This window comes from uncultured Streptococcus sp. (assembly GCF_963536705.1).
Classification (GTDB): Bacteria; Bacillota; Bacilli; order Lactobacillales; family Streptococcaceae; genus Streptococcus.
This window is the reverse complement of sequence record NZ_CAUTAP010000019.1, coordinates 1-11,767: the sequence shown is the minus strand read 5'-3', so window position 1 is coordinate 11,767 and position 11,767 is coordinate 1. Positions and strand designations below refer to the sequence as shown.

Sequence of the window (11,767 nt, the reverse complement as noted above, 5' to 3'; positions counted from 1 at the left end):
TAATTAACATCAAAGTAGTGATTATTTCACATGTTTAGCCAGATCCTCTTGTGCCTTTTTATTGGATTCCTCTTTTTCTTTTTTCCACTTTTCTTGGGCCTTCTGATAATCTTTAGTCGTGACAATCTCATCACTGATTTCCACGTATTTATGATAGTTGGCATCTTTTGTACCTGTCTGAGCATAAGAGTTTGTAAATGGTACAATCCGAGAAATGAACGGTGCTGCTCCTCTGCTGCTCATAGTTGGCACAACGAGGGCGCTATCTGTCAGCCATGCTTGAGCTGCAGCATATTTTTCATAACGCTTGTCAACATCTTGTGTTTCGTTTCCGGCCTCTTCGACCAGTTTGCTATACTCATCTAGTCCTACAGCTTTAGCAGCAGCATTGTCTTTGTCTTCAAATCCAAGGTAGGTTCTGGTCTGAGTGCTGTTACCTGGCACTAAAATGTCCAGGTAAGTAGAAGGATCTTGGTAGTCTGGATCCCAGGCAACGAGACCGTTGATATCCCAGTCTTCCTGGCTAGCAGCTTCAGCATTGAAGGTGATGTTTAGTGCTTCGTCCTCAGATAGCATCTGCAGGTCTACAGAGACATTGTCCTTTCCTAACGCCTCTTCTAATGATTGTTTCAGAGATTGCATGCGGTTGACGAAGTTAGTAGAATTCTGAGCGACAGGAACATCTAGGTGAATTGGGAATTGTACGCCTTCATTTGCAAGAGCCTGCTTGGCTTTGGAAAATTCCGCCTTGGCTTTATCAGTATTGTGGAGACCGTCTTGACCGTCATCCAGCTTGATACCTTTCCACTCGTCACCATAGGAAGCCAGTGATTCTTCGACCAGAGTGCCAAATTCCTTACCATTGGCTTGAACGAAAGTTGGCGGAACAAAGAGATTGCGGACAGCTGGCTTGGCTGCATCTTCTCCGTTGACCTGAGCTGAATAGCTTTCGCGGTTAAGGGCAAAGGCTAGAGCTTGGCGGAAGTCCTTGTTTAGCAGAGCTTTTTTGGTAGCTTCTTTTTGTTCATCGCTGGTTTTAGAAGTGTGGTTATAACTTTGACGGTCAATGTTAAAGCTGATTAGACCGACCCCCGCTCCTGCTTCTGTCATGAAGATATTATCTTTGTATTTCTCAGCGATTGAGGAATAACTGGAAGTGGCTGGGTAGAGTCTTGCCAAACTGTAGCCGCCATCTCCGAAGGTCCGCGCTAATGAATCTTGGTCAGAACCATCGTAGTAAGACAGTTTGACACCATCAATCTTGACCTTGTCCTTATCCCAGTAGTTAGGGTTCTTCTCAAATTCGACAGAGGATTTAGAAGTAATGGATTTCATGATAAATGGACCGTTATACAAAATGGAATCTGCCTTGGTTGCCTGACCGAATTCCTTGCCTTGCTTTTCTAGGAAGGCCTTGTTGACCGGCATCATAACACCTGACGTTGTTTTAGAGTTCCAGTAGGTTTCAGGCTTGTTGAGTGTATATTGAACCGTATAATCGTCCAGTGCCTTGACTCCAACAGCTGAAAAGTCCTTGTTGGTTCCGGCTGCATATTCACTCAGCCCCTTGATAGAATCTTGGATAAGAGGGAGAGCGTCTGATTTGACATCAGCAGCATGTTTGATACCTGCCACAAAGTCCTGAGCCGTGACATCTGCGTATTCTTCGCCATCAGCGGTATACCACTTGGCATCTTTGCGCAGCTTATAGGTGTAGACGAGACCATCTGGAGAGACTGTCCAATCTTCTGCGATAGACGGAGCTAAGTTTCCATATTTATCATTTTCCAGCAAGCCATCTACACCATTTGTAGTCAGCTCGTGGGTAGACCCCTTTGCCGACTGGATGTAGTCCAAAGTTGTTGGATCAGACGTAAAGACATAGCTGTAGATTTTTTTGCTGGATTGGGAACTTCCGCCTCCAGAGCAAGCAGTAAGTAAGCCGACAGAGAGCAGAGCGAGCCCTGCGGCAAGAAGAATATTTGATTTTCTCATAGGGACCTCCAAGTCATGAGTTTTTACACTGCTTATTATAACAAATTTCTGCCAAAAGTAAATAATTTTCTGATAATTCTGAAATGTTTTTCTAAATTTTAAAAAAGAGATTTATAGTGTTGCATATTCTGATAAAAAATTTTTATAACCAGCTTTAAAAAAATCTATTGGACGGCTTCGCAGAGGAGTGGTAAGATATACTATATCAAAATAAGGGGGAATCACGGTATGTGCAGAACGATTGTTGGAATTTCAGCCAATCTTTGTCCAGTAGATGAAGCTGGAAAGAATATTCACACCTCTGTTTCACGTAAGTTTGTGGACGGCGTACGAATGGTTGGTGGCCTGCCGATGGTGATTCCCGTTGGAGATAAAAGTTTAGTTCAGGATTATGTGGAAACGATTGACAAGCTGATTTTGTCAGGTGGGCAAAATGTTCACCCGCAGTTTTATGGGGAAGAGAAGACCATCGACAGTGACGACTACAATATTGTTCGCGATGAGTTTGAGTTGGCACTCTTGAAGGAAGCCCTGCGCCAAAACAAGCCAGTCATGGCTATTTGCCGCGGTCTGCAGCTGGTAAATGTTGCTTTTGGCGGCACTCTTAATCAGCACATTGATAATCACTGGCAGGGCTTGCCATTTGGAACTTCGCACTCCATTCGCACGGAGAAAGACAGTGTTGTGGAGCGTTTGTTTGGTCAGGCTAGCCAGATTAATTCGGTCCATCGCCAAAGCATCAAAGACTTAGCACCTAATTTCCGCGCGACAGCTTTTGATCCAAGAGACAATACCATCGAAGCGATCGAATCGGTTGACAATCATCGTATCATAGGCCTTCAATGGCATCCGGAGTTTTTAATAAACGAAGAAAAGGGCAATTTGGAGCTGTTTCAGTACCTCTTGCAAGAGCTGTAAAAAATAATTTCATTTTTTTAAGTTACTTTTAGGAAAATTTAAGATAAGTGTTCTATACTAAGATCATAAACAAAGACCTCCTAACTTTGTTTAGAAATCCTAAAACTTTTCTTTTTCATAATAATCTCCCTATAAGAACCGCCCAATTGGCGGTTTTTTTGTTGAAAAGGCTGAGAAATCTAGATTTTCATCAATTTGATGTCTTTTATGTTATAATGAGTCACAAGTAGGCCGAGCGAATCGGTCGGTAGATGGAGGAGCAGAGATGTCAAGAGCGGAGCGAGTTATTTTAACAAATATGTGTATGGTTTATGATGAGGACCGCATTTTAGTACAAAATAAAGTAAATGATGATTGGACCGGCCTTTGCTTTCCAGGCGGCCATGTTGAAAATCGTGAATCCTTTGTCAAATCAGTGATACGGGAAATCAAGGAGGAAACAGGTCTGACCATCTATGAGCCTAGGTTATGCGGTGTTAAGCAGTTTTATACCGAAAAGGATGAACGTTACGTCGTTTTTCTTTACAAAACCAATCGTTTTGAAGGAGAGCTGGTCTCGTCCGACGAAGGAGAAGTATTCTGGATTAAACGCGAGGATCTTGATCACCACTCGCTGGCCTTGAGCTTTAAAGAAATGTATCAAGTTTTCACATCAGATTTGACGGAGCAGTTTACCTATCTGGATAATGGAGAGATCATCAGAAATCTATACTAGGGAGAACCGCCCAATTGGCGGTTTTTTGCTTGTTCTTTACGAATTTAGTATAATAGGAACAGCAAAAATAGAAAAGAGAAATACATGAAAATTCGCGGATTCGAGCTGGTTTCCAGCTTTACAAATGAAGATTTGCTGCCTAAGAGAGAGACAGCTCACGCAGCTGGCTACGATTTGAAAGTGGCAGAGCGCACCCTCATTGCGCCAGGGGAGATTAAGTTGGTTCCGACTGGTGTCAAGGCCTATATGCAGCCGAGCGAGGTGCTTTATCTTTACGATCGCTCATCCAACCCTCGTAAAAAAGGCCTGGTTTTGATTAACTCCGTTGGGGTCATTGATGGCGACTACTATGGCAATCCTGCAAACGAAGGGCATATCTTTGCTCAGATGAAAAACATCACAGATCAGGAAGTTGTTCTTGAAGTTGGCGAACGTGTAGTGCAGGCTGTCTTCGCACCTTTCTTAATTGCGGATGGAGATGAGGCAGAAGGCGTGCGGACCGGTGGATTTGGATCGACAGGACATTAGCATGAAAATCATTTTTATCCGTCACGGAGAGCCAGATTATTCACTTTTGGAAGAGGCCGGCTATACTGGATTTGGACTAGATTTGGCTCCCTTGTCGGCTGCTGGTCGTAGGATGGCGACAGAGGCCGCTGCTAATCCTTTGCTGGAACAGGCGGAAATTCTGATTTCCTCTTCTGTGACGCGGGCTTTGGAGACGGCCTCCTATTTGATTCGAGACCGCCAACTGCCGCTTTTTGTGGAGCCTTTTCTACATGAATGGCAGGTATATGAGAGTGGGACAGAAAAGTTTGAGCAGGCTCGGAGGTTATTTTTTGAAAATAATGGTTCTATTCCTGCAGGAAGTCCTGTCCGGTATGAGACAGCTGAGCAGATGAAAGCCCGCTTTTTGCGTACCCTAAGCAAATACAGAGACTACGAGACGGTAGCTCTTGTAGCCCATCGCATGCTCATCCGCCAGTTTGTACCTAATCAGCAGATTGATTTTTGCCAGTTTGTTGAATGTGAATTGAAGTTTTAATGTTTCGTTGTAAAAAGAATCTTAATAAAAGGATTTTGAGATAGAAGAAAATATGAAAGAATTTAAGAACAAGGACTATGCAACAGAAATTCGTCAGAAAATTCCAGGCTATGATGTGATGCTAGATGTGATTTTCCGAGGAGTATTGCTTAGGTTAGCACCCGGTTTAAAAGTCGATAAGGTGTTAGCGTTGGCAAGCCAGACGGATGAGCTGAATGGTTTGGCATCCTTATTTCCTAAGGCCGGATTGACTGTGGTAGAGCCAAGTGAGGCGATGCTGCAAGGGCTTAAAAGACAGGTTCATCTGCCTCAAGCGGAGTATCTTAATAGTCGATTTGAAGAAGCAGTGCTACCTTCTGCTTATCAGATTTGTTCTTGCTTGCTAGTATTGCAGTTTGTTGAAAATCCCAGCTTTTTTCTTCGAAAAATTTATGAGTCTTTAAGTGAAGGTGGCCTTCTGATTCTTAGCTTTTTTTCCAACCAGCAACTAGGCTATTGGAAAACACTTGCTTCAGAGCTAGGAGCCAATCAGCAACAAATTCAGCGTACTTATGAGAATCAAACTAGTTTGATGAATTCCTTCTCGCCTCAAGAAGTTGCAAACCTATTAGAAGAGGCTGGCTTTACTAATATAGAGCAAGTGTGTCAGGTTTTATCAACTTTTGTTTGGATTATTAGAAAATAAGGAGAATCACCATCGCTAAGAAAAAAACGACCTTTGTCTGTCAAAATTGTGAATACCATTCGCCCAAGTATCTAGGCCGCTGTCCTAACTGCGGCTCTTGGTCTTCTTTTGTTGAGGAAGTAGAGGCTGCAGAGGTCAAGCATGCCCGTGTTTCCTTGACAGGCGAAAAGACCCGGCCCATGAAGCTGGCTGAGGTCACTTCGATTGATGTCAATCGGACCAAGACGGAAATGGACGAGTTCAACCGTGTGCTGGGTGGTGGCGTAGTGCCTGGTAGTCTGGTTCTGATTGGCGGGGATCCCGGTATCGGGAAATCCACCCTGCTTCTGCAGGTATCCACTCAACTTTCTCATCAGGGCACCGTCCTTTATGTCAGCGGGGAGGAATCGGCTGAGCAGATTAAGCTGCGGGCGGAACGCCTCGGTGATATTGACAGTGAATTTTATCTCTACGCCGAGACTAATATGCAAAATATCCGCACAGAGATTGAAAAGATTAAGCCAGATTTTCTGATTATTGACTCCATTCAGACAGTTATGTCGCCGGAAATTTCCAGTGTCCAAGGCTCTGTTTCTCAGGTTCGAGAGGTGACAGCTGAGCTTATGCAGCTGGCCAAGACCAATAATATTGCGACCTTTATCGTTGGTCACATGACCAAGGAAGGAACCTTAGCTGGTCCTCGAACTTTGGAGCACATGGTGGACACCGTTCTTTATTTTGAGGGCGAACGCCAGCACACTTTCCGTATCTTGAGAGCAGTCAAGAACCGTTTTGGCTCAACCAATGAGATTGGCATTTTTGAAATGCAGTCTGGTGGGCTAGTTGAGGTTGTCAATCCAAGTGAAGTCTTTCTGGAAGAGCGTCTGGACGGCGCGACAGGTTCTTCTATCGTTGTGACCATGGAAGGAACGAGGCCGATTTTAGCAGAGGTGCAGGCCTTGGTGACTCCGACCATGTTTGGTAATGCCAAGCGAACCACGACTGGACTGGACTTTAACCGAGCCAGCCTCATCATGGCGGTTCTGGAAAAACGGGCGGGGCTCCTTCTGCAAAATCAAGATGCCTACCTCAAGTCAGCTGGGGGCGTCAAGCTAGATGAGCCAGCCATTGATTTGGCAGTAGCGGTCGCCATTGCTTCCAGCTACAAGGATCTGCCTACCAATCCTCAAGAGTGCTTTATCGGTGAAATTGGCCTGACTGGAGAAATTCGCCGGGTTAATCGCATCGAGCAGCGCATCAACGAAGCAGCAAAGCTGGGCTTCACTAAAGTCTACGCTCCTAAAAACTCTCTGAACGGCCTCAAAGTTCCAGACAATATCCAAGTCATCGGTGTGACAACGATTGGGGAAGTCTTAAAGAAGGTATTTTCTTGATTAAAGTAGTATTGCGAAAAGTTGTTGTGCGTGCTATAATATTGCTAGAAAAAATAGGATTTATCTGGAATTTCCTATAAGTTGTTTTTCCAGATTTTTTAGGAGGATAATCAACCATGGTAGATCATCGTATGAATGTTTCTATTACCAACAATGCTCAATTTCCCTTGGCGGAGATTGCCTTAGATGCATCAGAGTCTGTTCGTATTCAGACCGGGAGCATGATATACCACACTCCCAACGTTGTCTTGAATGCTAAAGTGAATGCAGAGTCTCAATCAATCTTTGGCATGGCAATCCAAGCTGTGGGCCGTTCTATGGCTTCTGGCGAAGGAGTGTTTATCACTGAAGCAACTGCTCAATCAAATAACGGTCGTCTAGCCTTAGCGCCTAATGTACCTGGTCAGATTGTTGCTCTGGAACTAGGCGAAAAGCAATACCGCCTTAATGATGGAGCTTTTCTGGCTATGGATGGTTCTGCCTCTTATACTTTGGAGAGGCAGTCGGTAGGTCGAGCTCTCTTTGGTGGCCAAGGAGGCTTTTATGTGATGAGTACCCAAGGTCAGGGAACACTCTTGGTAAATTCCTTTGGCTCGATTCAAAAGGTCGAGCTGCATAATGATAGGATAACGATTGACAATGCTCACGTAGTAGCATGGAGTCGAGAGTTGGAATATGATATTCATTTAGAAAATGGTTTCTGGCAGTCCATGGGGACTGGTGAAGGAGTGGTTAATACCTTCTATGGAACTGGGGAAATTTACATCCAAAGTCTCAATATTGAAACCTTTGCAAATCTTCTTCGCCCACACCTGAATATTGACAATTCTTGAAAATTTCTAGGAGAGACTCAGGCAGTCTCTTCTTTTTTGATGCTTCAGTTTTCCTTTGTTCAAAATATAGGAAAATGTTATAATCAAGTCATAATAAGAAGGAGGCATTTCTTATGCGATTTTCTATGGACAGTAATATGCAGTTTCCTTTGGTTGAGTTGTCGCTCAATCAAGGAGAAACCGTCTTTATCCAGCGTGGCAGCATGGTCTACCACACGCCGAATGTGACCCTGAATACCCAGCTCAATGCAAGCGGTTCTGGCTTGGGACGTTTTGTCAAGGCTGTGGGGCGTTCGATGGTTTCTGGTGAAAGTACCTTTATTACTCAGGCTGTTGCCCAGTCTGATAATGGCTACCTTGCTTTGGCGCCAGATGCTCCTGGTCAAGTCATTCCTCTTCAGCTAGGCGAAAAGCAATATCGGCTGAATGACGGTGCCTTTCTGGCTCTTGATGGTACGGCTTACTATACCATGGAGCGTCAGTCTGTTGGCAAGGCTCTCTTTGGCGGTCAAGGCGGTCTCTTCGTTATGACGACCCAAGGACAGGGCACTCTTTTGGCTAATGCCTTTGGTTCTATTAAGAAAATTGAGCTTCATAACCAAGAAGTGACTATTGACAATGCCCATGTAGTAGCTTGGAGCCAATCTTTGAATTATAATATCCATCTGGAAAATGGTTTCTGGCAGTCTATTGGAACGGGAGAAGGAGTGGTCAACACCTTCCAAGGTACTGGTGAAGTCTATGTGCAAAGTCTCAATCTTCAAACCTTTGCAGGCTCACTCAGCAAGTATATCCCAAGAAGCTCATAACAAATAAAACTAGGACAGAAGACCAGTCTAGATGCTGGATTTGACTGTCCTATTTTTTGTAACAAAGTCGAGAACTGACAGATAGCAGAAAAGATGGTAAGATAATATAAAATTATTTGAATATCAAAGTACCAGCAAGGGGAAGAATGTCATATTTTGAAAACTTTATGAAGGCCAATCAAGCCTTGAAAAGGCAACGGCCGCCTTTATGATTTAGCTGTTAGCACCATCGGATGCGAACTCGTTCGTGGCATTTTTGGCGGATTAAAGAAACGTTAGGAGAATAAAGTGACAATTACTATAAAACCTTATCAGAAATTGGATAAAGAGGCTGTTTTAGAATTATCAATTCAAGCTTGGTCTCCAGTTTTTCCAAAAATGGAAAAAGGAGTTCCTAAGTTTGTTTATGATAATTTTTATCCTCAAGGGTGGGAAAAAAGGCAAATCAATGATCTAACAGCAGTCTTAAATGAAGAGAGTCAGTTTGCCTGGTTAGCTTTTCTGGAGGAAGAATTAGTAGGATGGATTCACATTCGCTTGCACCCTGAGGATAAGATGGGTGAGATTTATATCCTAGCTGTTGCTCCAAGATATCAGCGTCAAGGTATTGGAAAAGCGCTCATGACCTATGCTTGTGATCAGATTAAACAAAAAGGAATGGAAATGGTCATGGTTGAGACGGGTGGTGATCTAGGTCATGCACCGGCTCGTAAAACCTATGAGAACTTTGGTTTTGAACAATGGCCCGTTGCTCGCTACTTTAAGAAGTTATAACTCACGGCTCTTTGTCAACTGTAGTGGGTGATAAAAGCTAGCACAGAGAGCAGTTCATATAGGTTCTCTCTTTTTTGAAGTTAGGTAGGGAAGTTCTAAAGCCAAAACCTAGTATGATAAGGTTAATTCGTTTGAACATCAAATAATATAATTAGTCAGGAGTCAAAATGTCATATTTTGAAAACTTTATGAAGGCCAATAAAGCTTATGTTGATCTGCATGGGACAGCACATCTGCCCATCAATCCCAAGACCAAGGTAGCTATCGTGACCTGCATGGACTCTAGGCTCCACGTGGCTCAGGCTCTGGGACTGGCACTAGGAGATGCCCATATCTTGCGAAATGCCGGCGGTCGGGTGACGGAGGACATGATTCGCTCACTGGTCATCTCTCAGCAGCAGCTAGGAACGCGGGAAATCGTGGTTTTGCATCATACAGACTGCGGGGCACAGACCTTTAAGAATGAAGATTTTACGGCCTATCTTCATAAAGAGCTAGGTGTCGATGTCAGCGAACAGGACTTTTTGCCCTTTACAGATGTAGAGGAAAGTGTGCGTGAGGATATGGCCTTGCTGAGGCAGTCGCCGCTGATCCCAGCTGATGTAAAAATCTCAGGTGCGGTTTATGATGTAGATACTGGTCGAATGACAGTTGTTGAGGAATAGTTGGGAAGTCAATTTCTTTGTCTGCGCATCAGCATTGAAATTGGCTCCTTTTTTATGTTAAAATAGAGAAACGATTTTAATTAGTTAGGACAATGTTATGATTCTTTCCATTATTTCTCAGGGACTGGTTTGGGCCGTCCTAGGTCTAGGTATTTTTATGACCTTCCGGATTCTGGGTTTTCCTGATATGACGACAGAAGGCTCCTTCCCCTTGGGCGGGGCGGTGGCTGTTACCTTGATTACCAAAGGAGTCAATCCTTTTCTGGCAACAGCAGCAGCCGTTTTAGCGGGCTGTGCTGCGGGTGCCGTGACAGGTCTGCTCTATACCAAGGGGAAAATTCCGACTCTGCTTTCTGGGATTTTGGTCATGACCTCCTGCCACTCTATCATGCTGATGCTGATGGGCCGTGCCAATCTGGGGCTTTTAGGCAGCAGTAAGATTCAGGATATTCTGCCTTTTTCAGGGGAAGTCAATGACCTTTTGACTGGTTTGATTTTTGTCAGTCTGGTGATTGCAGCCCTGCTCTTTTTCTTGGATACCAAGCTAGGGCAGGCCTATATCGCGACCGGAGATAATCCGGATATGGCTCGCAGTTTTGGTATCAATACTGGTCGTATGGAGTTGATGGGACTGATTCTGTCAAATGGCTTGATTGCTCTGGCTGGGGCACTGATTGCCCAGCAGGAAGGTTATGCAGATGTGTCCCGTGGGATTGGAGTGATTGTTGTCGGTCTGGCCAGTCTTATCATTGGCGAGGTGCTCTTCCATAGTCTGACCTTGGCAGAGCGTCTGATTACCATTGTAGTTGGTGCGATTGCCTATCAGTTCTTGATCTGGGGCGTCATTGCTCTCGGCTTTAATACTAACTATCTTCGTCTCTACAGCGCGGTGATTCTGGCCGTCTGTCTCATGATTCCAACCCTGAAAAATAAATTCTTTAAAGGAGCCAAATTAAGCAAATGACAGCGATTGTAGAATTAAGAAATGCAACCAAGCTTGTAAAGAGCGGCTTTGATGAAGAAAAAATCATCCTAAATGATGTTTCTTTAGACATTCACGAGCATGATTTTATTACGATTTTAGGTGGAAACGGTGCAGGAAAGTCGACCCTATTCAATGTTATTGCCGGCACTCTCCCTCTGACCAGTGGCAGCATTCATATCTTGGGGGAAAATGTCACTCATTTTTCACCAGAAAAGCGAGCCAAGTACCTGTCCCGTGTCTTTCAGGATCCTAAGATGGGAACGGCTCCGCGGATGACAGTGGCGGAAAATCTTCTCATTGCCAAATTCCGAGGCGAAAAGCGTGGCTTGGTGCCCCGTGGGCTCAACAGCTACAGGGAAGAGTTTCAGGCGACGATTGAGAAAATCGGTAATGGTCTGGACAAACATCTGGATACGCCGATTGAATTTCTCTCTGGCGGGCAAAGACAGGCTTTGAGCCTGCTCATGGCAACGCTCAAGCGACCAGAGCTTTTGCTTCTGGATGAGCATACTGCAGCACTGGATCCTAAGACCAGTGTAGCCTTGATGGAGCTGACCAATGAATTTGTCAATCGTGACCGCCTCACAGCTCTCATGATTACCCATCACATGGAGGATGCCCTCAAATACGGCAACCGACTAATCGTCATGAAAGACGGGCAGATTATTCAGGACTTAAACAAAAACGAGAAAGCCAAGATGACCATCGCAGATTACTATGGCTTGTTTGAATAGGCTTGCTCAGAGTTTTGTAAAAACAAGAGAAAGAATATGTACTAAATAATGTACTGCTCCCACAAAGTTAGACAATTAATGTTCAAAAGGCTCTAGTTCTTTGTTAAATAGGACTATGTCCTTTTTCTTCAAATTGCCCTAATAGATGAATAAAAACCGCTTGATTGCGGTTTTTTTGTTATAAACAAAGTATAAATTTCTAATTATCTTTTTATATTTTCTTAAATGCTCGTAAA

The 11,767-nt window shown here is 44.1% G+C and carries 13 protein-coding genes; 12 read left to right on the top strand and 1 reads right to left on the bottom strand.

Going from position 1 to position 11,767, the window contains the following annotated elements; all coding sequences use genetic code 11:
• Positions 1-21: 21 nt before the first annotated feature.
• Entirely contained in the window at positions 22-1,995 is a 1,974-nt protein-coding gene (locus RWX26_RS09975) for a peptide ABC transporter substrate-binding protein (RefSeq protein WP_314581379.1), read from the bottom strand.
• 228 nt (positions 1,996-2,223) lie between these two features.
• On the opposite strand from RWX26_RS09975, the gene RWX26_RS09970 reads away from it, so the two are divergent.
• From RWX26_RS09970 to RWX26_RS09915, 12 genes are all read left to right on the top strand, one after another.
• Positions 2,224-2,913 carry a gamma-glutamyl-gamma-aminobutyrate hydrolase family protein gene (locus RWX26_RS09970; RefSeq protein ID WP_002907876.1) on the top strand — a complete coding sequence of 230 codons (690 nt, stop codon included), beginning with the start codon at positions 2,224-2,226 and terminating at the stop codon, positions 2,911-2,913.
• 265 nt (positions 2,914-3,178) lie between these two features.
• On the top strand, positions 3,179-3,628 hold the full coding sequence (locus RWX26_RS09965; protein ID WP_314581373.1) for an 8-oxo-dGTP diphosphatase: 450 nt from the start codon (positions 3,179-3,181) through the stop codon (positions 3,626-3,628).
• Positions 3,629-3,712: 84 nt separating this feature from the next.
• Positions 3,713-4,156 (top strand): dUTP diphosphatase, encoded by a 444-nt coding sequence (locus RWX26_RS09960; protein WP_314581370.1) that lies wholly within the window; start codon positions 3,713-3,715, stop codon positions 4,154-4,156.
• Position 4,157: 1 nt separating this feature from the next.
• Positions 4,158-4,673: a histidine phosphatase family protein gene (locus tag RWX26_RS09955; RefSeq protein WP_314581368.1), complete on the top strand. Its 516-nt coding sequence runs from the start codon at positions 4,158-4,160 to the stop codon at positions 4,671-4,673.
• Between the two features lie 52 nt (positions 4,674-4,725).
• A complete protein-coding gene (locus RWX26_RS09950) occupies positions 4,726-5,358 on the top strand; it encodes a methyltransferase domain-containing protein (RefSeq protein WP_314581367.1) in 633 nt (210 codons plus the stop codon).
• A 5-nt stretch (positions 5,359-5,363) separates the two neighbouring features.
• Positions 5,364-6,731 (top strand): DNA repair protein RadA, encoded by a 1,368-nt coding sequence (radA, locus tag RWX26_RS09945; RefSeq protein WP_125337611.1) that lies wholly within the window; start codon positions 5,364-5,366, stop codon positions 6,729-6,731.
• A 116-nt stretch (positions 6,732-6,847) separates the two neighbouring features.
• On the top strand, positions 6,848-7,564 hold the full coding sequence (locus RWX26_RS09940; protein WP_125337612.1) for a TIGR00266 family protein: 717 nt from the start codon (positions 6,848-6,850) through the stop codon (positions 7,562-7,564).
• Between the two features lie 113 nt (positions 7,565-7,677).
• The gene (locus tag RWX26_RS09935) at positions 7,678-8,373 is read left to right on the top strand and encodes a TIGR00266 family protein (RefSeq protein WP_002893942.1); all 696 of its coding nucleotides are present in this window, start codon (positions 7,678-7,680) and stop codon (positions 8,371-8,373) included.
• Positions 8,374-8,661: 288 nt separating this feature from the next.
• The gene (locus tag RWX26_RS09930; protein ID WP_002893940.1) at positions 8,662-9,147 is read left to right on the top strand and encodes a GNAT family N-acetyltransferase; all 486 of its coding nucleotides are present in this window, start codon (positions 8,662-8,664) and stop codon (positions 9,145-9,147) included.
• A 167-nt stretch (positions 9,148-9,314) separates the two neighbouring features.
• A complete protein-coding gene (locus RWX26_RS09925; protein WP_002905460.1) occupies positions 9,315-9,812 on the top strand; it encodes a carbonic anhydrase in 498 nt (165 codons plus the stop codon).
• Between the two features lie 97 nt (positions 9,813-9,909).
• Positions 9,910-10,776 (top strand): ABC transporter permease, encoded by an 867-nt coding sequence (locus RWX26_RS09920; RefSeq protein ID WP_002899165.1) that lies wholly within the window; start codon positions 9,910-9,912, stop codon positions 10,774-10,776.
• Entirely contained in the window at positions 10,773-11,531 is a 759-nt protein-coding gene (locus tag RWX26_RS09915) for an ABC transporter ATP-binding protein (RefSeq protein WP_002893934.1), read from the top strand. The genes RWX26_RS09920 and RWX26_RS09915 overlap by 4 nt, the downstream gene beginning before the upstream one ends.
• The last annotated feature ends 236 nt before the right edge of the window (positions 11,532-11,767 follow it).